This is a genomic window from Haemophilus haemolyticus (assembly GCF_001679045.1).
Taxonomy (GTDB): domain Bacteria; phylum Pseudomonadota; class Gammaproteobacteria; order Enterobacterales; family Pasteurellaceae; genus Haemophilus; species Haemophilus haemolyticus.
This window is the reverse complement of the sequence record NZ_LYCK01000001.1, coordinates 94,309-116,059: the sequence shown is the minus strand read 5'-3', so window position 1 is coordinate 116,059 and position 21,751 is coordinate 94,309. Positions and strand designations below refer to the sequence as shown.

The window sequence follows — 21,751 nt, the reverse complement described above, 5'->3', positions numbered from 1 at the left end:
GATATCAGGTATTATCCTCTTTTAGTTTATTTTGATTAAGGTTTCTATTACACAAGTACAATGTTACCGTCTGACGAAGTCCTTGTTCAAAGGTTATTTGTGGTTGCCAACCTAATTCTGCATGAATTTTAGAACAATCCAATGAATATCGCACATCGTGACCAGGTCGGTCTTTGACAAAAGTCATTAAATCTTCGTAATACTTAATGTGATTAGGCTTATTTGGCGCAAGTTCTTCGAGTAATTGGCAAATTGTTTTAACCACTTCAAGGTTTGTTTTTTCACAATTTCCACCGATATTATAGTTTTCCCCGACTCGACCTTTTGTCAAAACTAAATATAAAGCTTGGACATGATCTTCCACAAATAACCAATCACGAATCTGCTGCCCATCACCATAAATTGGCAAAGGTTTCCCCATCACAGCATTTGAAATCATTAAAGGGATAAGCTTTTCAGCATGCTGATAAGCCCCATAGTTATTGGAACTGTTTGTGATAATCACCGGCAAACCATAAGTGCGATGCCAAGCGTGCACCAAATGGTCACTCGCCGCTTTTGAGGCTGAATAAGGGCTACTCGGATGATAAGGAGACTGTTCGGTAAAGGCAGGCTCAGAAGGGGATAAATCCCCATACACTTCATCTGTAGAAATATGGTGGAATCGAAAGGTCGTTTTTTTAGCTTCGTCTAAGGTATGCCAATAATTCTTCGCCACTTCTAATAATGTATAAGTACCAACAATATTGGTTTGAATAAAATCAGCTGCTCCAGAAATAGAACGATCGACATGACTTTCTGCCGCCAAATGCATCACTGCATCAGGCTGATATTTCTCGAAAACGCTTTCTATTGCGTTAAGATCACAGATATCAACTTTTTCAAAGACATAACGAGGATTATTTTCTACCTCTTTCAAAGCTGATTGATTTGCCGCATAGGTCAGTTTATCAATATTGATAACAGAATCTTGAGTCTGATTAATGATATATCGAATAAGGGCAGAACCGATGAAACCAGAACCGCCGGTGATGAGAATTCGCGTCATTAATAGGCCCCTGTTTTCTTACACACCACTTTAGCTGTTTTAAGTAAGATCACAATATCATTCCATAGAGACCAGTTTTTAGCGTACCAAGTATCAAAATAAACTCGCGTATCATAGCTCACATTATTTCGCCCACTTACCTGCCATAAGCCTGTCATTCCAGGTTTTGCCATAAGGTAATAATCAACGTCCTCTTGATAATAAGACAATTCCTTTTTCACTATTGGACGAGGTCCGACTAAACTCATTTCACCTTTAAGTACATTCCAAAGTTGAGGTAGTTCATCTAAGCTTCTCTCTCTTAACCATCTGCCTATTGGTGTAATGCGTGGATCATCTTTAAGTTTGAAGTCTTTTTCCCATTCTAATCTAGCACTTTCATCCGTTGCCAAAATCTTTTCTAACACTTCATCTGAATTATTCACCATTGTTCGAAACTTCAAACATTTGAATTTCTTTTTATGCTGACCAATTCTTGGATGCTCGTATATGAAATTACCGCCATCCTTTGTAATGATAAAATATAAAGGAATACAAAATGGTAACAATAAAAGTAAAAGAAAAGATGAACCTAAGATATCAAAGGTTCTTTTAACAATCTTAGATGAACGTTTTGCTAAATTATTATTTACTCTAAAAAGCACCATTTCCTGGCTAAATAAAAAAGACATATCCGTGCCATAAAGTGGAATACCTCGAAAATCAGGAATCACTGAAATAGAACGGCATCCTTTGCGAATTAAATAACGCAACCAAAAATCTTGTTTGGCTTTATTTTCTTCATCAATTGCAAGAATAAACTGAGTAAATTCTGGCGACACTAATTTCATTAGTAGCTCAGGGTTATGGCGTATGACGGGAATACCTTCAATAAACTCTGAATGATAATCTTCCGTTGTCACAAATAATTTTATGTCGAATCCTAAATATGATTCATTATTTAAGGCGTTAAATACTTCTTTAGCATTTTTTCCATTGCCAATAATGATCGTTTCTTTCAAATATATTCCACTTTTTATCAAAAGCTTTTTTACAAGAATCCGGAAAAAAGGAAGTCCAACAAAGATACAAATCCAAGTTACAGACCAGAAATAACGGGAAACATATAGACGAGAAAAGGCAACTATAGCCAATTCAATAATGAAAAGGATTAGTAAGGTACGGATAATTTCTTTTAATTCAAACCAAAACGGTTTGCGGTAAGTATAGTGCCGTAATCGTATCCAAAACCATAACACACCAACGAAAGATACACAGGCATGAATCAATACATAGGCATTAAATTCTTCCAAAGGGAAATAAAAACGGCCGCCACGAGTGATATCTAACACTTCATAAGCAATAAATAATGAACTGAAAAGTGTTAAAAAATCAGTAGCTAACAAAATAAATTTACACCACGTAATTTTATGCATAGTGAAATCCTTATTTTAAAAATTTCCGTTTTAATAAATTAATCGCTTTTTTTAAAAAATTCTCGCCTTCCAAATTAACTACCGGAATTTCACAAAACTTTAACTGATGATGAAGCAACCAAACATTGAATAGGCGCTCGGCAATAAAACCAAATACTCTTTTTTGGTAGCTATCATACTGGGTTATATCTATTCGCTTTTCTAATTCAAACAAAATAGGGAAAAGCCACTTACAGTATTCTGATGCTTTCTCTGATGACATGACAAACATATTATAAATATGAATCTTTCGGCCTTGCATAATTGCATCAAAGCTCGTTATATACTCAGGATGCAATTCAGAAATAATTTCCCTTGTACAATTCAGATCCTTAACATGATGGGCATGTTGATAGTGAGAATAAATTGATTCAATAAAATAATTTCGTTTTTTCGGTAAAATCGTATCATATTTTTCTAGAAGAGATAGCAACTCTCTTTCTGATGCAATATGCTGTTTCTTCAAACATAACTTTTCACCTGCAAAATAACGGCGATAGTGCACTAACCCAACATATTGGTTATTTTTAAAGATACCATTTTGCCAAGCCCAATAAAGTCCTGTTAGCTCACAAAAACTACTATTCTTTTCAGCTATATTCACACCAATACTATCTTGGTAAAACCTTTCATTTTTTAGATCGCTTGTAGTCTTCCCTCCCACAAAAAGCGGGCGATAGCATGCAGAATCTGGAAACTCATAGTCTTTATGCGCAATCACTAATACAGTAAGCTTTTGCATGTTATTTTAAGTAATCCTTATGATGAGAGAAGTCGCCCATTATGCCATGAAAAACTCCTCTGGCAGCAATGCTTAATTTAGAAAAACTCGGTTTGGTAAATAAATAAAACCACAGCGTTTTAAGTATAAATGCAGAAACATGCAAATAGCTACTATATTTTTTATAATTGGATATGGCATTTCTACACATGCAATAAAGCTTCAACTTCGATGGTGTATCATTAAAATGTAGTTTGTTAAAAAACATCGGCGTACCTAATGATTCATCTTTAGGGTGATAAAAATAAGCATCCACGATAGAAGCAATGTCTACACCATATTTTTTCATTCTTGCAGTGTATTCCATATCATCACCCCAAATAAAATACTCTTTTAAAGGGAAACCGACCTTTTCAACCACTTTCGATGAAAGCAGAATACCGTTAAATGGAATAACAATACCATCTATTTTTTCTTTGATTTCTAACGTATTCAGATCAGCTAAAGTATCCAATCTTTTCAACGTTGAAGGTAATCGCATAGGAAAACAAAAGTTATTTGATTGTTTAATATCAAGCACTAGTGGGCCTAAATAATTATTTTCTGTCGCAAATGGGAGTAACTTATCTAGACAATCTGCAGCTGGAACACCATCATCATCCATCAACCAAATATAATCAAAGCCATGCTCAAAAGCATACTTGATTCCTTCATGGAATCCACCTGCCCCACCCATATTTTCAGGCAAAGTAATCAAAGTAAAAAAATCACTATTTGTCCAATTATGCTGTACTAAAAAATCTGCAGTACCGTCTGTACTAGCATTATCAATCACGACAATATGAGACAATTGGCGTGTTTGGGCTTTCAGAGCACCTAAACAATTTAGTAATAATTTTTTGCGGTTAAACGTCACAACCACCGCACAAATGGATTTTTCAGCGTGCATAATCAACTCAATTTTATTTAAACAAAAGCCATACACGAAATCGTATATGGCTTTATTTCTAGACTCGCTATACTTTAGTCCATATTTACATAAAAAGGTTTAAGTGCGGTCTGTTTTTCTAATGATTCTTTTACAACATCAGCTGTTTCTAAGGCTTCTTTAATCGTCACATCCATATCTAAATAACGATAAGTACCTAAACGCCCTACGAAAGTAACTTGCGTTTCTTTGTTTGCCTTTTCAACATATTGTTGCAAGAGTGCTTTATCTTTCACTAAACGAATCGGGTAATACGGAATATCATTTTCACCACATAGACGGCTAAATTCACGATAACAAATTGTTTTCTCATGTTGTTCCCATGGTGCAAAGTGTTTATGTTCTGAAATACGCGTATAGGGTACTTCTTCATCACCATAGTTAATTACCGCATTACCTTGGAAATCGCCCTCATCACGGAATGCCTCGAAATCTAAAGTACGATAACCTAAGCGACCTAATTCAAACCCGAAGTATGCATCTAAAGGACCTGACCAGAAAATATGATCAAATTCTGCTTTCATAGACTCAGCAAACGGCGTATTTAAACGTACTTCAATATTTTTATGATCTAAAATCGCTTCCACAATTTGTGTATAACCGTTTTTGGGCATACCTTGGAATTTATGTGCGAAGTAGTTATCGTCATAGTTAAAACGCACAGGTAAGCGTTTTAAAATGCTTGCCGGTAACTCTTTTGGCTCAACACCCCATTGTTTTTTAGTGTAACCATAGAAGAAAGCTTTATATAAATCTTTACCGACAAAACGCATTGCTTGCTCTTCAAAGGTTTGCGGATCAGTAATAGACAAATCTGCTTGTGCTTCAATTAACGCTTTTGCTTCTTTCGGTGAACACGTTTTGCCAAAGAATTGGTTAATCGTATGCAAGTTAATTGGAAGAGAATACACAGCACCTTGGCTAATCGTTTTTACACGATTAACAAACGGCATAAACTCACCAAAATTATTCACATAAGTCCATACTCGCTCATTATCAGTATGGAAAATATGCGGACCATAAACATGCACCATTACATTCGTTTCAGCATCACGTTCAGAGTGACAGTTACCTGCCACATGGCCACGAGAATCGATAACAACAGTTTTATATCCTTTTTCTGCTAACTCTCGAGCGATAACGGCATTTGAGAAACCTGCGCCAATTAAGAGAAAATTCATGTTTTATAAACAAAATTCCGTAATTTATTTAATAATTTATATGTTCTATTAAACTTATGACGAAGATAAAAAGCCAAATAGAATGATTGAGGATAATTATAAAATATATAGAATTTTCTCCATGTCTTAGGATCTCTACGCATTTCTTTCTTCAGAAGATCCATATCTACTAAATTGGAATATTTGAAATTATCCACAAATAAAGGATAAAGCTCTTTAGGATCTAATTCAACATTAGATAACGTATCTCCACATGCCCATGTAAAAATAGATAAGTTAAAAATCGAATGCTCCAAAGCGATATCCTTTGGAATAACACCATATCTATTTTTGAATTCATCTGTTACCGTTCTAAGGGCAGAAGATAGATCTAGAATATTTTTTCTATTTTTCACCTTCATAATGCTGCCATCTCTTTGACGGTAAAGTATACATTTTATTGGTAAATAGAAAATTGTTTCACATTCATCAATATGTAACGTTGTAGTTCTCACATCTTCATAGTTAAATCCAACTGGACTCAATCTCTTATTTAAAATAGATTTCTTAAAAATATGACGCCAAGCATACACTTGCGCATTATGATAAACAGCTGAGACAATATTATTTTCCTTCACATTTAATAATTTTCGTTCAGGCAATTTCTTATATTTGTGGGTTCCCAAAGTACAACCATCATCCCAGTAATACTGAAAATCAATCACTAAACAATCTGGTTTATTTTCTAATAAACAATATTTAATGTATGGCAATTTTCTTTTACTAAATAAATCGTCACCATCCAAAAAAACCACATACTCTCCCTGAGCAATTGCCAACCCTGCGTTTCTTGCTGAACTTAGACCACCATTTTCTTTATTTAAGACCACAAATCTTTGAGAGTTAATTTTAGCTTTATATTTTTCTAATAAGGAAAATGTTCCATCTGTTGAACCATCATTAACAACAATTAACTCCCAATCATCATCCCATTGAGAGATAATAGAATTTATCGCGTCTGATAAATATTCAACTACATTATATGCAGGCACAATAATACTAATTAGTAGTTTCTTATTCATAATTTTTCCTATAATAACTTATCTTGTTTTTTACTGAGTATGTTACTCATATAAAGGAATTACATCTTCCGCCTTACCAGCAACCTTTACCACTCCCTTATCAATCCAAATAACATTCTGACAAAGTTCTTTTACTTGGTCGATAGAGTGTGAAACGAATAAAAGTGTTGTGCCTCCAGCTAACATTTTCTCCATTCTTTGCTTACATTTTTCTTGGAATGCAGCATCACCTACAGCCAAGACTTCATCCACAATTAAAATTTCTGGTTTAACAATCGTTGCTACAGCAAAGCCTAACCTCGCAGCCATACCTGATGAGAAGTTTTTAAGTGGCACATCCACAAAATCTTGAAGCTCAGCAAATTCGATAATTTCATCAAAGTGCTGCTCCATGAAGGCTTTTTTATGCCCGAGTATCGCACCATTAAGATAGATATTCTCTCTTGCTGTAAGCTCACCATCGAAACCTGCCCCTAACTCAATCAGAGGAGCTATATTACCGTGCACTTCTACGATACCTTTATAAGGTTTTAAAATACCACAAATTAACTTTAAAAGTGTCGACTTACCCGAACCATTGGTGCCAATTAGCCCCCATGACTCACCTTTTTTAACCTCAAGGTTAACGTCTTTTAATGCTAAAAACTCTTGGAACATAAGCTCACCTTTTAGCATCTTAATTACGTACTCTTTCAAGCCATTATAATTCTCTGTCGCTTTATTAAATCGCACAGTGGCATTAGTAACTTTAATAACAGTTTCTGTATTCATTAGATATATAAAATAAATTCGTCTTGTTTCTTATTGAAATACCAAATTCCAACAACTAATACAATAAGTGCAACTAAAAAACCTAAAAACATAGAATGAAAATTAGGAGCGTGTGCATGTAAAACAATATCCCTAAATTGTTCAATATATCTATACATAGGATTTAAGTTTTTATATAGCCAACGATATTCTTCAGGGATTATTGTTACAGGATAGAACAGTGGTGTCATATACATCCACATAGAAGTAAACACCCCCCAAAGGTATTGGATATCTCGGAAGAAAACTGTTGCTGCCGCTAAAAATAAACTAATACCCAAGCTAAAAATCAGCACTTGCAAGATAATAATAGGAAAGTATAAAAGGTTCCAAGAAAACTCAGCACCAGTAAAAACCATCACTAGTACTAAAGCCCCCAAAGAAAAGACAAGATTAACTAATGAGCTTCCTACTTTAGAAAGGGTAAAAATATATTTCGGCACATAAGTTTTTTTAAGCAATGAAGCATTTCCAGTAATAGACCAGACCGCATTATTAGTTGCTTCAATCATAAAATTGAACATTGTTTGGCCTGCAATCATATAAAGAGGGAAATTAGGGATATCAAATCGGAAGAGATTTGAAAAAACGATTACTAACACCATCATTAACATTAGTGGATTTAAAATACTCCACAAATAACCCAGATAGCTTCGTCTATATTTAAGTTTTACATCGCGAATAACTAGCTGCTTAAGTAGCTCATCAAAAGCCCAAAAACGCTGAAATCCGTTTACAAAACCTTTAATCATAAATTATTCCTATAAATTTTTCTCAGCGTGATTATACGGTAGTTATATAAATTAACAATACAAAAGGTGCGGTCAAAATTGATCTGCTCCCAAAAGTTGGACTCAACAACCAACAATTGAGGTGCAGATTTTTTATGGGTAAACACTACACAATCGAATTTAAATTACAGGTTATTCAACCTATTTTGAATGGGAAAATGAGTATCAGAAAGGCTGCGTGTTTTTACAATATTCCTTCCAACGCCTTAGTCTGGACATGGTTGAAACGATTTGAAAAAAGTGGCATAAAAGGACTTATTCCCCGTAAACCATCAGGACGACCGCCGATGAAACCCAGATATGCAAAAATGCCACCGCCACCCAAAACTGAAGAAGACCGTTTACGCCTGAGAATTTTACTGCTTGAAGCGGAGGTAGCCTACCTAAAGGAGTTGAGAAGGCTCAGACTTCAGGACGAAGCCGAGCAACAGAAATTATCCAAAGGTTAAGAACACGCTATCCGTTAAAATGGCTTTTAGGTTTTGCACAGTTAGCGCGTAGTACGTTTTTTGCCAAACTTCAGATTAAACTAGATAAGGATGAGCCGCTGAAAAAGGCCATTAAACCATCAAAGCCAATCATCCTGATTATGGCTATCGACGCGTTCATGCCTGTTTGCGATGTGTCAATCATAAGAAAGTCCAACGTTTAATGCAGACACTTGGCCTTCAAGTGCGATCAAGAAAAAGCAAGAAATTTACCCCCTATCGAGGCGCGATAGGGGTGATTGCCCCAAATCATCTTGAACGCAATTTTAGCGCAATAGCCCCGAAACAAAAATGGGTGACCGATATCACCGAGTTTAAGGCGAAAGATGGAAGTAAAGTCTATTTATCCCCAATTTTAGACTTATTTAACAATGAGATAGTCTCCTATAACCTCAGCTACTCCCCAAACTGGGTACAAGTAGAGTACATGTTAATGCAAGCCGTCAAAGGGTTAAATAAAGCCTGTGGTGTCATTTTACATTCAGACCAAGGCTGGCAATATCAAATGGTGGCTTATCGTCGAATTTTAGCTGAACATGGCATCATTCAAAGTATGTCTAGAAAAGGAAATTGCTTGGACAATGCAGCGATGGAAAGTTTCTTTGGGCGATTAAAAAAGGAATGTTTTTATGGTCGGGAATTTAACAGCAGAGAAGAGATAGTTGATTCTATCAGGGATTATTTGGATTACTATAATCACCGACGAATTCAACTAAAATTAAAAGGACTGAGTCTGATACAATATCATTGTCAGTCCTTGAATTAATCGTCTAGATTTTTTGGGTCAGATCAAAACGACCGCACTTTTCTTGTTCAACAACTTGAATTTTGTTGTTTATCATTATGCATAATACATCTCAAACTCAACCGGATGTGGTGCCATATTTAAACGCTCCACTTCTTTACGTTTGATACTGATAAACGCATCAATAAAATCTTTAGCAAATACGCCACCTTGAGTTAAGAATTCATAGTCTTTTTCTAATGAACTTAACGCATCTTCTAGTGAACTTGCTACCGCTGGAATATCTTTTAATTCTTCAGGTGGAAGATCGTAAAGATTTTTATCCATTGCATCGCCAGGGTGGATTTTGTTTACTACACCATCAAGACCTGCCATCAATAATGCAGCAAAAGCCAGATATGGGTTTGCTAAAGGATCGGGGAAACGTGCTTCTACGCGAATCGCTTTCGGATTGGTTACTGCAGGAATACGGATTGAGGCTGAACGGTTGCTTGCTGAGTAAGCCAATAACACTGGCGCTTCATAACCTGGCACTAAACGTTTATATGAATTAGTGCTTGGGTTAGTGAACGCATTTAATGCTTTAGCATGCTTAATGATACCGCCGATGTAGTAAAGTGCGGTTTCTGAAAGACCAGCATATTTATCGCCTTGGAAAATATTTTTTCCATCTTTGCTTAACGACATATTACAGTGCATGCCTGAACCATTATCTCCAGTAATTGGTTTTGGCATAAAACACGCCGTTTTACCGTGCTCTAATGCAACGTTTTGTACGACATATTTATAGATTTGCGTTTCATCTGCTTTTAAGGTTAGTGTATTGAATTTAGTCGCAATCTCATTCTGCCCAGCAGTAGCTACTTCATGATGGTGGGCTTCGATGACTAATCCCATTTCTTCTAAAATCAAGCACATTTCAGAACGAATATCGTGTGCACTATCAATCGGTGCAACGGCACAATATCCACCTTTTTTCAATGGACGATAAGCATTATTGCCTTCTTCATATTTTTTATTCGTGTTCCAAGCAGCTTCTATATCATCAATAGAAAAAGACGCTTTGTTCATTGATACATTAAAACGCACATCATCAAACAAGAAGAATTCAGGCTCTGGGCCGAAAAAAGCCTGATCCGCAATACCGGTTGAACGCATATAATTTTCTGCACGAATTGCAATAGAGCGCGGATCGCGATCATAGCTTTGCATTGTCGTTGGTTCATAAACGCTACAACGAATAGAAAGCGTTGGAATTTGCGCGAATGGATCGACAACTGCAGTTTCAGCCATTGGCATAAGCAACATATCGGCTTTATTAATGGTCTTCCATCCCTCTACAGAGGAACCATCAAACATCTTGCCATCTTCAAACATTTCTTCATCCACAAGGCTTACTGGAATGGATACACCATGCTCTTTGCCTTTAATATCGGTGAATCGAAGAAGCACAAATTTCACATTATTTTCTTCAATTAGCTTAAATACATTGGCGATTGCATTTGCGTTTGGCATTAGGGAGTCCTCTATAATTAGTCCGATTAAAATAAGTACGCATTATAACGTAACCATACTATTTTTTCATGAGATTTATTTTTCTTATTCTAGTCATAGCAGAAAAAGAAAAATGCATGTATAATTTTTGCCCTTTCGACAAATGTAGAAACGTAGGGTGCAACTCGTTGCACCATTTTTTATGTAACGATGCAATAAGAAATTGCATTTCATCTAATCAAAGCATTAAACAATGAAAAACGAAATCGATATTAAAAAACTCCGTAACATCGCAATTATTGCGCACGTTGACCATGGTAAAACCACTCTTGTAGATAAACTTCTTCAACAATCTGGTACTTTTGAATCTGCACGTGGTGATGTAGATGAACGAGTTATGGACTCAAACGATCTTGAAAAAGAACGTGGCATTACAATTCTTGCAAAAAATACCGCGATTAACTGGAATGACTACCGCATTAACATCGTGGATACTCCGGGACACGCAGACTTCGGTGGAGAAGTTGAACGCGTACTTTCTATGGTGGACTCTGTTCTATTAGTTGTTGATGCGTTTGATGGCCCAATGCCACAAACGCGTTTCGTGACCCAAAAAGCCTTTGCTCATGGTTTAAAACCAATCGTAGTTATCAACAAAGTTGACCGTCCAGGCGCACGTCCTGATTGGGTGGTAGATCAAGTATTTGATTTATTCGTTAATCTTGGTGCAACAGATGAACAGTTAGACTTCCCAATTATCTATGCATCTGCATTAAATGGTGTTGCAGGTCTTGAGCACGAAGAATTAGCAGAAGATATGACCCCGTTATTTGAAGCCATTGTGAAACATGTAGAACCGCCAAAAGTAGAACTTGATGCGCCATTCCAAATGCAAATTTCACAATTAGACTACAACAACTATGTAGGTGTTATCGGCATTGGTCGTATTAAGCGTGGTTCGATTAAACCAAACCAACCAGTTACTATCATCAATAGTGAAGGAAAAACTCGTCAAGGTCGTATCGGTCAAGTACTTGGTCATCTTGGTTTACAACGTTATGAAGAAGATATTGCTTACGCGGGCGATATCGTGGCGATCACTGGTTTAGGTGAATTAAATATTTCTGATACGATTTGTGATATCAACGCCGTTGAAGCCTTACCTTCATTAACCGTTGATGAACCAACTGTAACCATGTTCTTCTGTGTAAATACCTCTCCATTTGCGGGTCAAGAAGGTAAATATGTGACTTCTCGTCAAATTCTTGAACGTTTAAATAAAGAATTAGTTCACAATGTGGCATTACGCGTAGAAGAAACCCCAAACCCAGATGAATTCCGTGTTTCTGGTCGTGGTGAATTACATCTTTCTGTGTTAATCGAAAATATGCGTCGTGAAGGTTATGAGCTTGCCGTTTCTCGCCCTAAAGTAATCTACCGTGATATTGATGGTAAAAAACAAGAGCCATACGAACAAGTAACTATTGATGTGGAAGAACAACATCAAGGTTCTGTGATGGAAGCATTAGGTATCCGTAAAGGTGAAGTTCGAGATATGTTACCAGACGGTAAAGGCCGCGTTCGCTTAGAATACATCATTCCTAGCCGTGGATTAATTGGCTTCCGTGGTGACTTTATGACCATGACTTCTGGTACCGGCTTACTTTACTCAAGCTTTAGCCACTATGATGAAATCAAAGGTGGAGATATCGGTCAACGTAAAAATGGTGTGTTGATTTCTAATGCAACAGGTAAAGCACTGGGTTACGCATTATTTGGCTTACAAGAACGTGGTAAGTTAATGATTGATGCAAACGTAGAAGTTTACGAAGGTCAAATTATCGGCATTCATAGCCGCTCAAATGACTTAACAGTAAACTGCTTGCAAGGTAAAAAACTCACCAATATGCGTGCGTCAGGTAAAGACGATGCGATTGTGCTAACTACGCCTGTAAAATTCAGTCTTGAACAAGCGATTGAATTTATCGATGACGATGAGTTAGTGGAAGTGACACCTGAATCGATTCGTATCCGTAAAAAACTTTTGACGGAAAACGATCGTAAACGTGCAAATCGTACAACGACAAGTACTAGCACGCATTAATAAACAACGCTAGCACGAAAATTTGTAAAAAATTAACCGCACTTTGGGATACAACTAAAGTGCGGTTATTTTTATGCTTAATTTACTAAGGAGAAAGTCTTTCTCTAATCCAATTATCACTTTCTTTGCGATAACGAATTCGGTCATGTAAACGGCTTGGGCGACCTTGCCAAAATTCCACGGTTTCTGGCACAACTAAATAGCCACCCCAATAATCTGGTCGAGGCACATTTAACGGATGTTTAGCGGCAACTAATGCGGCTTTTGCTAACAAAGATTTATAATTGGAAATCACCGAACTTTGCTCACTTGCCCAAGCCCCTATACGACTGGTGTAAGGTCGGGTAGCAAAATATTTATCGGATTGTTCTGCTGAGATTTTGACTGCCTTACCTTCAATTCGCACTTGGCGTTCCAATTCAGGCCAAAAGAAAGTCAGAGCGACATAAGGATTGCGCTCAATACAGCCGCCTTTTCGGCTAAGATAATTCGTAAAAAAGACAAAACCTTGCTCATTGACTTCTTTTAGCAATACCATTCGGCTATTTGGGTGACCTTGTTCATCAACAGTCGCAATATTCATTGCAGTAGGCTCGTTAACTTGAGCATGAATTGCCTCTTTCTGCCACTGTTCAAATTGCGAGATTGGATTTTCATGGCAATCATGTTGTGAAAGCACTCGTTTAGTATATTCATCGCGAATATTGTGTAACTCCATTTTCTCTCCTTTCAAATTTGATGAAAAATGCAAATAGAATAAAGTCTGTGAAATCGTTCGTCAATTTTCATAAAATAAAACTCAAATGGCATCGAATCTTGCAATTATTTGAAATATGCGTATTATCTAGCCCCCTATATTTAACCTCGGGTTCCCTAACCCCGATTTATTTAAACTAAAAAGGTACAACATGAAATTAAACTCTCCGATCTTTAATGATCAACAAAAACGTCGTGCAATCATCTGGCTCAGCTTTTTCCACATATTCATCATTGCCGCGAGCAATTACTTTGTACAAATCCCGTTTGAAATCACGCTAAAATTAACCGCACTTGGTGCAGCAAATGATTTTTCTTTCCACAGTACTTGGGGAACACTCACATTCCCATTTATCTTTTTAGCTACTGATTTGACTGTGCGTATTTTCGGTGCGGAAGATGCAAGAAAAATCATCTTCGTGGTGATGTTTCCTGCACTTATTGTAAGTTACGTCATATCTGTTTTATTCTCTGAAAGCAAATTCCAAGGTTTCGAATCATTAACGCATTTTGATCTGTTTGTATTCCGTATTGCTATTGCGAGCTTTGCCGCTTACGTGGTAGGACAATTACTTGATGTGATCGTATTTAACCGCTTACGCCAGTTAAAAACATGGTGGGTGGCGCCAACTAGCTCAATGACATTCGGCTCAATGGCTGATACTTTTGTTTTCTTCAGTGTAGCATTCTACCAAAGTGCAGATCCTTTCATGGCTGAACACTGGGCACAACTCGGTTTTGTAGATTATCTATTTAAATTATTTATAGGAATTATCTTGTTCGTCCCAGCCTATGGCGTAGTATTAAATGTCATTTTACGAAAACTACAAATGCTCGTAGCAGAACGCGTTCCTGCATAAACCAAATTTCTAGCGCATATAAAACAATTAACCCCGCTCTTTTGAGTGGGGTTAATTATTATTACGTTGCTAAAGCAGTGTGGTAAAAAGTATAAATTTATAACCGCACTTTTTTTATATCAAAAAAACATATTTTCTAGCTAAAAGTTATTGGCGCTACCTTCTTATTTTTTTAGAAAATACCGACCTACTTAGTTCTAAAATAGAAGGAATATTTATGCTTTTAACCGGATTACTTTGCGGAATTTTACTCGGATTTGTGATGCAGCGTGGGCGCTTTTGTATTACTGGTGCATTTCGCGATATGTATGTCACCAAAAATAACAAAATGTTTGTAGCCCTTTTATTGGCGATTACCGTGCAATCCATCGGTTTCTTCCTGTTAAAGGAAATCGGGGTATTAAATGTCGACCCAGCTGAAAATTTTGCATTTTTAGCAGTGATTATCGGTGCCTTTGTGTTTGGTATCGGCATTGTTCTTGCTGGCGGTTGTGCAACAGGAACTTGGTACCGTGCTGCGGAAGGCTTAGTCGGCAGTTGGGTCGCGTTATTCACTTATATGTTGCTAAGTGCCATCATGCGTACCGGCCCATTAGGCGAATTCAATAAAACTTTACGTAGCATCAATATCGAACAACGCAATATTTACGATACATTCGGTATATCACCTTGGTGGTTAGTCGCATTATTAACTTTAGTGACTGCTTTCTATGTGTACAAACATCTCTGCAAACCAAGCATAAAAGTCGCGGCATTAAAACCAAAGAAAACGGGACTTGCTCATTTATTATTTGAAAAACGCTGGCATCCATTTTTCTCTGCCGTATTAATCGGATTAATCGCACTTGCCGCTTGGCCACTCAGTGTCGCTACTGGTCGTGAATTTGGACTTGGGATCACTGGTCCATCAGCCAATATTATGCAATTCCTCGTTACTGGCGACGGTAAATTTATTAACTGGGGCGTATTCTTAGTCTTAGGAATTTTTATTGGCTCATTCATTGGCGCGAAAGCAAGCAATGAATTCCGTGTCCGCGTACCGGATGCCACCACGATTCTACGCAGCGGACTCGGCGGTATTCTCATGGGCATCGGTGCAACCCTTGCGGGTGGCTGCTCTATCGGTAATGGCTTAGTCGAAACCGCCTTTTTCTCTTGGCAAGGTTGGGTCTCATTGCCATTGATGATTCTCGGCACTTGGGTGGCCGCCTACTTCACCATTATCCGTCCACAACGTTTAAAATTAACAAAAGCATCATAAGGAGTTTATATGATCGTTAAATTACCTACACTCGGCCTTGTTTGCCCATTTCCTCTCGTTGAAGCTAAGGAAGCCATGGCTAAGTTAAATAAAGGCTATGGCCTAGAAATTGAATTCGACTGCACCCAAGCTACTGAAGCCATTCCCGCTTGGGCGGCTGAAGAAGGTTATGAAGTGACAAACTTCGAGCAAATTGATGATGCCAAATGGTCAATTACAGTGATTAAATAATAAAAAAGTGCGGTCAGAAAAATACATAAATTTCTGACCGCACTTTTTCTAGTAAATTTGAAAACCTATTCTGCCTCTTTAGACAAATCAAAACCAATTTTCCAAAAACCCATATCAAGTACTTTCATTTGCGGATAAAGTAGAGTTTTCTTATCTTCGTTAAATTCATTTTCAATTAAAAATTTACTTCTTAATTCTTCCAGCCTTTCTTGGTGTTCTTCATAAAATTTAATTAATTTCTTTAAAGAGGCAATATTGTAATTTTTTGTTGTCACTTTCTTCTTTGTATTTTTATCAATATTTGTCACTGCCTTAACAAAGAAACGATCATAAGCAGGTACACAACCTAAAGTTCCCAATAAAATCTTAGAAACTAAAATATTTGAAATATCTTTTTTTCCTTTTGGTTTCTTTACCTTCGAACGAAACGGATCATAAATCTCCTTTATTTTCGTATTTAATTCATCCAGTAAAGAGCAAATTTCGTCATTATTTAATTCATTACATTCTAAACCCAATAATTTGTCATATTTTTGTTTTAAAATTTCTTCCACAACCGAAGTATGGATAGTGTAATCATATTGCAATAAAAAGGACGACCCTCTATACATCCCCCAACTGGCTAAATAGAACGCCAAATGTAAACTTAAATTATCAACATTGGCTTTTTCAGGATTTTGTCTGGCTTCATAAAATTGAGCATAACAATGTTCCCAAGAACAGTATCTATGTCTATCTTGTCCTTTAAGTTCCTCATAAAACTCTTCAGTTTTTTTAATAAACTCATCAATAATTTTAATTTAATTTTCCTTATAAAAAGGTAAAAACTTAACTCTAAAAGGTGCGGTCAGAAAAACATATGAATTTCTGACCGCACTTTTGGTGTGATTAATTAAAATATTTAAATCAATTCTACTGGCACTTTCACGACTAATTTTTTAATTTTTTCTGTTTTTCCATTCACTACACAGCAAGGCTTATGCGGTTCATAAGGATAGAATACAGCGAACATTTTTGGCTTCATTGTGACGGTAAATTTATCATCAATATCTGCACAAAGTTGATAATCGTCTGCTTCGTTATAAGATTCATATTTAGACAAATCAGGATAATTAGCGCCAACTTCTATATTTTCCGTACCTCGGATTAACACCTGAACATCTAAGTATTCATGATGTAACTCTGCTTTTTTGCTGCTTGATTCTGCAGTTTCTGGTTCCATTACGTTCATATAAATTTGATCGTTAATATCATGGCGACCATTTTCTAACGTATTCAAATCTAACGTATTTAAATAATCACATACTTCAGCAATCACTTTTGGTAAACCAACTTTAAAATTTGGGCTGGTTAAACTGCTAATAATCATAGAATTTTCCTTATAGTGGATAAAAGTTATCCTATGATACCAAGTCGGTTAAATTAAATAAAGCTACCGATTACATCATCTCTCTTGATTAGTCCAATTAGCTCTTACAGTACCGAGCGGAAGAGAGCAAACATCTTGCCAACTTATTGACGCATAAAGTCTAAACAATGAAATTACGGCATTAACACAAGCATTCTCAGAAAAAATATTATCGAGAGGCTTATGAGGACCTGTAAAATGAAAAATAACAGGAGAAATATCAAGACTATTAATTGAAATCATATGATCTAATTGAAAATTATAACGCTTGTCTAATGGTATCCAACAATCTTTAAAATAGTAATTTAGTATATCTTGATCGCCATAAATTAAACGTTCTTTTAACTTTTCATGTAATTCAAATAATTCTTTAGAAAATGATGAAATACCTAAGCGATACTTCTCCATATTCAAATATAAAACTCCCGCATTAAAATAATCCCCATCTTGATAAGGATGGCCTATGCGAGTTACATAAGGATCTAAAACTGCGGCTAATGAGTGGCGAGAAAAATCTAAGCATTCAAAAGGAAGCATAATATTGCCATTAATCACGATATCACAATCAAGATAAATCCAATAAGGAATATCGCTATAATGAAGCAAGCGATCAATATAAAACCTTAAATAAGTAGCAGAAGTAATATAATTATTTGCACTGAAAGAATTTAATTCTGATTTATCTATATGAACTAATTGTAATGTTGAATAGCGTTTAGCAAAATAAGGTTGAAGATCATTTTGCCACGACTCAGAAATATCTCCTGTATGTAAAATAAAAACAGAGAGATTTTCATGGTGCATTAATAAAGATTTCAGTGTGATTTCTACATAAGGAAGATAGTTGGCATCACTAGCCATAATTACATTATATTTCATAAGGGGAATCTAATTTGAGTGAGTCAAAATCAACTTTTTTAGAGCAAAATAAAAGTGACACAATCATAACAAGTTGACAATGTGAAATAAAGTTACCCACTAAGGCAAAACATCCTGTATAATGCTTAGGCTTTATTTTCTACATTAGCGTGCGGCTATCAAAAGCAATTTTAAGCGCTCGAAAGTGCGGTTGTTTTTACAAAAGATTTCTTTTGCTAGTCGCAATCTGGAAAATAAAGCATTGTTTTTAATGTAAATTTTAAGGAAAACATTGTGAACCCAATTGTTAAGCAATTTAAATACGGTCAACATACCGTTACTCTAGAAACCGGCGCAATTGCACGTCAAGCAACGGCTGCGGTCATGGCAAGCATGGACGATACTACGGTATTCGTGACTGTTGTTGCTAAAAAAGATGTGAAAGAAGGTCAAGACTTCTTCCCATTAACCGTAAACTACCAAGAGCGTACTTATGCGGCGGGTAAAATCCCTGGTGGTTTCTTCAAACGTGAAGGTCGTCCATCTGAAGGCGAAACTTTAATTGCACGTTTAATCGACCGTCCAATTCGTCCATTATTCCCAGAAGGTTTCTTCAACGAAATCCAAGTTGTGGCAACTGTAGTTTCTGTAAACCCACAAATCAGCCCAGACTTAGTGGCAATGATCGGTGCTTCTGCAGCATTAACCTTATCTGGTGTACCTTTCAACGGCCCTATCGGTGCGGCTCGTGTTGGTTTTATTGACAACCAATTCGTATTAAACCCAACTATGGCTGAACAAAAACAAAGCCGTTTGGACTTAGTGGTTGCGGGTACTGATAAAGCCGTATTAATGGTTGAATCTGAAGCAGACATTTTAACTGAAGAACAAATGTTAGCGGCAGTTGTATTCGGTCATCAACAACAACAAGTTGTAGTTGAAGCAATCAAAGAATTTGCAAAAGAAGCTGGCAAACCACGTTGGGATTGGGTTGCTCCAGAGCCAAACACAGATTTAATCAATAAAGTAAAAGCGATTGCAGAAGCACGTTTAGGCGATGCATACCGCATTACTGAAAAACAAGCTCGTTACGAACAAATCGATGCGATTAAAGCAGATGCGATTGCACAAATCACAGCAGAAGATGAAGAAATCAGCGAAGGTAAAATCGTGGATATTTTCACCGCACTTGAAAGCCAAATCGTTCGTGGCCGTATCATTGCAGGTGAACCACGTATTGATGGTCGTACCGTTGATACCGTTCGTGCATTAGATATTTGCACAGGTGTATTACCACGTACTCACGGTTCTGCAATTTTCACCCGTGGTGAAACGCAAGCATTAGCCGTTGCAACGTTAGGTACTGAACGTGATGCACAAATCATCGATGAATTAACAGGTGAACGTCAAGATCACTTCTTATTCCACTACAACTTCCCTCCATATTCTGTAGGCGAAACAGGAATGATTGGTTCTCCAAAACGTCGTGAGATCGGTCACGGTCGTTTAGCAAAACGCGGTGTAGCGGCTGTTATGCCAAGCCTTGCAGAATTCCCGTATGTAGTGCGTGTTGTATCTGAAATCACTGAATCTAACGGTTCTTCTTCTATGGCTTCTGTATGTGGTGCGTCTTTAGCATTAATGGATGCAGGTGTACCAATCAAGGCAGCAGTTGCGGGTATCGCAATGGGCTTAGTGAAAGAAGAAGAAAAATTTGTGGTGCTTTCAGATATCTTAGGTGATGAAGACCACTTAGGTGATATGGACTTTAAAGTAGCGGGTACACGTGAAGGTGTGACCGCCCTTCAAATGGACATCAAAATTGAAGGTATCACCCCTGAAATTATGCAAATTGCATTAAACCAAGCGAAAAGTGCGCGTATGCACATTCTTGGTGTAATGGAACAAGCAATCCCAGCTCCACGTGCGGATATTTCAGATTACGCGCCGCGCATCTACACAATGAAAATTGATCCTAAGAAAATCAAAGATGTCATTGGTAAAGGTGGTGCAACAATTCGTTCATTAACTGAAGAAACTGGTACATCAATTGACATTGATGATGATGGTACAGTGAAAATTGCCGCAGTAGATAGTAATGCTGCGAAAAACGTAATGGGACGTATCGAAGAAATCGTTGCAGAAGTTGAAGCTGGCGCAATTTACAAAGGTAAAGTCACTCGTCTTGCTGATTTTGGTGCATTCGTAGCAATCGTTGGAAATAAAGAAGGTTTAGTTCATATTTCTCAAATTGCTGAAGAGCGCGTAGAAAAAGTTAGCGATTACCTCCAAGTGGGCCAAGAAGTAAACGTAAAAGTTGTTGAAATCGATCGTCAAGGTCGTATTCGTTTAACAATGAAAGACTTGGCTCCAAAACAAGAAACTGAAATTAACCAAGAAGATTCTGTAGAAGAACAGGAATAATCTTGGAATATCGAATCAAAACTTGGTAGCACTCGCTGCCAAGTTTTGTTGTTTTCCAACTTTTAGGCATAAAGAAAGCAAATGCAGTGTTTTCGCTTATCTCGCCATTTTATAGTCTATTTATTTAGCTTATGTGCGATCTTACTCCTTGCAGGCTGTGTTCAGTCTAGGGGCGGTTTTGTGTCTAAAAATCATGTCGTGTTGGCTGAACAAAACCCGAATACTCACTTTGAACAAGAAGTGATGATCGTACGATTAAGCCAAGTACTGCTCGTTGGAAAAATGAGTAATGAAGAACGTGCATCGCTACATTTTGAACGTGGCGTACTCTATGATTCCCTTGGATTATGGGGACTTGCTCGTTACGATTTTACTCAAGCCCTTGCATTACAGCCTAAAATGGCATCTGTGTACAATTACTTAGGGCTTTATTTATTGCTTGAAGAAGATTATGACGGCGCATTGGAAGCATTCAATACGGTGTTTGAATTAGATTCAAGTTATGACTATACCCACCTTAATCGTGGTTTAAATTTTTATTATGTAGGGCGCTACCATCTTGCTCAGCAAGATTTCTTACAGTTCTACCAAGCCGATACAAAAGATCCCTATCGTGTCTTATGGCTATATTTGAACGAACAAAAATTAAAACCACAAGAAGCCCAAACAAACCTTGTTGAACGAGCAAAAGGGCTATCAGAGGACTTCTGGGGTACACATATCGTTCAATATTACTTAGGACACATCTCTGTAGAAGAATTACAACAACGTGCGAGTGACTTTGCTGAAAATTCACAACAATATGCTGAAATTCTCACAGAAACCTATTTTTATCTAGCAAAACAAAAACTCAATGTAGGGCTAGTAGATGAAGCAGCAGCTTTATTTAAACTAGCTATGGCAAATCAGGTTTATAACTTTGTTGAGTATCGTTTTGCCGCGTTTGAACTAATGAAATTAAAACCGGTTCAAACAGAAGACGAAAAAGAAGAGAAAAGTGCGGTAACAAAAGCGATTGCTTTCTAAAAATCAATCAAAAACTCACCGCTCTTTACAGTAGAATGAATA

The 21,751-nt window shown here is 36.9% G+C and carries 21 protein-coding genes; 8 read left to right on the top strand and 13 right to left on the bottom strand.

Going from position 1 to position 21,751, the window contains the following annotated elements; genetic code table 11:
* Positions 1–4 precede the first annotated feature (4 nt).
* The 8 genes from rfbB to A8M50_RS00580 all read right to left on the bottom strand — a co-directional run bounded on the left by rfbB (position 5) and on the right by A8M50_RS00580 (position 8,015).
* On the bottom strand, positions 5–1,048 hold the full coding sequence (rfbB, locus tag A8M50_RS00615) for a dTDP-glucose 4,6-dehydratase (RefSeq protein ID WP_005645663.1): 1,044 nt from the start codon (positions 1,046–1,048) through the stop codon (positions 5–7).
* The gene (wbaP, locus tag A8M50_RS00610) at positions 1,048–2,463 is read right to left on the bottom strand and encodes an undecaprenyl-phosphate galactose phosphotransferase WbaP (protein WP_005645780.1); all 1,416 of its coding nucleotides are present in this window, start codon (positions 2,461–2,463) and stop codon (positions 1,048–1,050) included. Before wbaP ends, rfbB begins: the two co-directional genes overlap by 1 nt.
* A 10-nt stretch (positions 2,464–2,473) precedes the next feature.
* The gene (locus A8M50_RS00605) at positions 2,474–3,244 is read right to left on the bottom strand and encodes a DUF4422 domain-containing protein (protein WP_005645742.1); all 771 of its coding nucleotides are present in this window, start codon (positions 3,242–3,244) and stop codon (positions 2,474–2,476) included.
* Position 3,245: 1 nt separating this feature from the next.
* The gene (locus tag A8M50_RS00600) at positions 3,246–4,172 is read right to left on the bottom strand and encodes a glycosyltransferase family 2 protein (protein ID WP_005645589.1); all 927 of its coding nucleotides are present in this window, start codon (positions 4,170–4,172) and stop codon (positions 3,246–3,248) included.
* A 74-nt stretch (positions 4,173–4,246) separates the two neighbouring features.
* Positions 4,247–5,392, bottom strand: a complete 1,146-nt coding sequence (gene glf, locus A8M50_RS00595) for a UDP-galactopyranose mutase (protein WP_005645812.1) — start codon at positions 5,390–5,392, stop codon at positions 4,247–4,249.
* Complete coding sequence (locus A8M50_RS00590; RefSeq protein WP_005645759.1) at positions 5,389–6,453, bottom strand: glycosyltransferase family 2 protein; 1,065 nt, start codon at positions 6,451–6,453, stop codon at positions 5,389–5,391. Before A8M50_RS00590 ends, glf begins: the two co-directional genes overlap by 4 nt.
* Before the next feature lie 42 nt (positions 6,454–6,495).
* Positions 6,496–7,224 (bottom strand): ABC transporter ATP-binding protein, encoded by a 729-nt coding sequence (locus A8M50_RS00585; protein WP_005645717.1) that lies wholly within the window; start codon positions 7,222–7,224, stop codon positions 6,496–6,498.
* On the bottom strand, positions 7,224–8,015 hold the full coding sequence (locus A8M50_RS00580) for an ABC transporter permease (RefSeq protein ID WP_005645576.1): 792 nt from the start codon (positions 8,013–8,015) through the stop codon (positions 7,224–7,226). Before A8M50_RS00580 ends, A8M50_RS00585 begins: the two co-directional genes overlap by 1 nt.
* A gap of 134 nt (positions 8,016–8,149) precedes the next feature.
* On the opposite strand from A8M50_RS00580, the gene A8M50_RS00575 reads away from it, so the two are divergent.
* Both A8M50_RS00575 and A8M50_RS00570 read left to right on the top strand, forming a co-directional pair.
* Complete coding sequence (locus A8M50_RS00575; RefSeq protein WP_032826541.1) at positions 8,150–8,503, top strand: helix-turn-helix domain-containing protein; 354 nt, start codon at positions 8,150–8,152, stop codon at positions 8,501–8,503.
* A 118-nt stretch (positions 8,504–8,621) separates the two neighbouring features.
* Positions 8,622–9,308: an IS3 family transposase gene (locus A8M50_RS00570; protein WP_032826540.1), complete on the top strand. Its 687-nt coding sequence runs from the start codon at positions 8,622–8,624 to the stop codon at positions 9,306–9,308.
* A gap of 75 nt (positions 9,309–9,383) precedes the next feature.
* Here A8M50_RS00570 and glnA read toward each other — a convergent pair whose 3' ends face one another.
* A complete protein-coding gene (gene glnA / locus A8M50_RS00565; RefSeq protein ID WP_005645646.1) occupies positions 9,384–10,802 on the bottom strand; it encodes a glutamate--ammonia ligase in 1,419 nt (472 codons plus the stop codon).
* Positions 10,803–11,034: 232 nt separating this feature from the next.
* Between glnA and typA the strand changes: the two genes are divergently transcribed.
* Positions 11,035–12,885 (top strand): translational GTPase TypA, encoded by a 1,851-nt coding sequence (typA, locus tag A8M50_RS00560; RefSeq protein ID WP_005645535.1) that lies wholly within the window; start codon positions 11,035–11,037, stop codon positions 12,883–12,885.
* Positions 12,886–12,970: 85 nt separating this feature from the next.
* Here typA and pdxH read toward each other — a convergent pair whose 3' ends face one another.
* Positions 12,971–13,603: a pyridoxamine 5'-phosphate oxidase gene (gene pdxH / locus A8M50_RS00555; RefSeq protein ID WP_005645545.1), complete on the bottom strand. Its 633-nt coding sequence runs from the start codon at positions 13,601–13,603 to the stop codon at positions 12,971–12,973.
* A gap of 190 nt (positions 13,604–13,793) precedes the next feature.
* Between pdxH and A8M50_RS00550 the strand changes: the two genes are divergently transcribed.
* The 3 genes from A8M50_RS00550 (at position 13,794) to A8M50_RS00540 (ending at position 15,993) form a co-directional block, all read left to right on the top strand.
* Entirely contained in the window at positions 13,794–14,501 is a 708-nt protein-coding gene (locus A8M50_RS00550) for a 7-cyano-7-deazaguanine/7-aminomethyl-7-deazaguanine transporter (RefSeq protein WP_005631081.1), read from the top strand.
* Positions 14,502–14,718: 217 nt separating this feature from the next.
* Positions 14,719–15,762, top strand: a complete 1,044-nt coding sequence (locus A8M50_RS00545; protein ID WP_005645600.1) for a YeeE/YedE family protein — start codon at positions 14,719–14,721, stop codon at positions 15,760–15,762.
* A 9-nt stretch (positions 15,763–15,771) separates the two neighbouring features.
* On the top strand, positions 15,772–15,993 hold the full coding sequence (locus tag A8M50_RS00540) for a sulfurtransferase TusA family protein (protein ID WP_005645725.1): 222 nt from the start codon (positions 15,772–15,774) through the stop codon (positions 15,991–15,993).
* 65 nt (positions 15,994–16,058) lie between these two features.
* Here the strand turns inward: A8M50_RS00540 and A8M50_RS00535 are convergent, their stop codons facing one another.
* The 3 genes from A8M50_RS00535 to A8M50_RS00525 all read right to left on the bottom strand — a co-directional run bounded on the left by A8M50_RS00535 (position 16,059) and on the right by A8M50_RS00525 (position 18,280).
* Positions 16,059–16,547 carry a hypothetical protein gene (locus A8M50_RS00535; RefSeq protein WP_198429500.1) on the bottom strand — a complete coding sequence of 163 codons (489 nt, stop codon included), beginning with the start codon at positions 16,545–16,547 and terminating at the stop codon, positions 16,059–16,061.
* Between the two features lie 347 nt (positions 16,548–16,894).
* Entirely contained in the window at positions 16,895–17,362 is a 468-nt protein-coding gene (gene nanQ / locus A8M50_RS00530; RefSeq protein ID WP_005645703.1) for an N-acetylneuraminate anomerase, read from the bottom strand.
* A gap of 75 nt (positions 17,363–17,437) precedes the next feature.
* Positions 17,438–18,280: a glycosyltransferase family 8 protein gene (locus A8M50_RS00525; protein ID WP_005645540.1), complete on the bottom strand. Its 843-nt coding sequence runs from the start codon at positions 18,278–18,280 to the stop codon at positions 17,438–17,440.
* A 273-nt stretch (positions 18,281–18,553) separates the two neighbouring features.
* On the opposite strand from A8M50_RS00525, the gene pnp reads away from it, so the two are divergent.
* Both pnp and nlpI read left to right on the top strand, forming a co-directional pair.
* The gene (pnp, locus tag A8M50_RS00520) at positions 18,554–20,683 is read left to right on the top strand and encodes a polyribonucleotide nucleotidyltransferase (protein ID WP_005645748.1); all 2,130 of its coding nucleotides are present in this window, start codon (positions 18,554–18,556) and stop codon (positions 20,681–20,683) included.
* An 81-nt stretch (positions 20,684–20,764) separates the two neighbouring features.
* Positions 20,765–21,709: a lipoprotein NlpI gene (gene nlpI / locus A8M50_RS00515; protein ID WP_032826538.1), complete on the top strand. Its 945-nt coding sequence runs from the start codon at positions 20,765–20,767 to the stop codon at positions 21,707–21,709.
* Positions 21,710–21,751 lie beyond the last annotated feature (42 nt).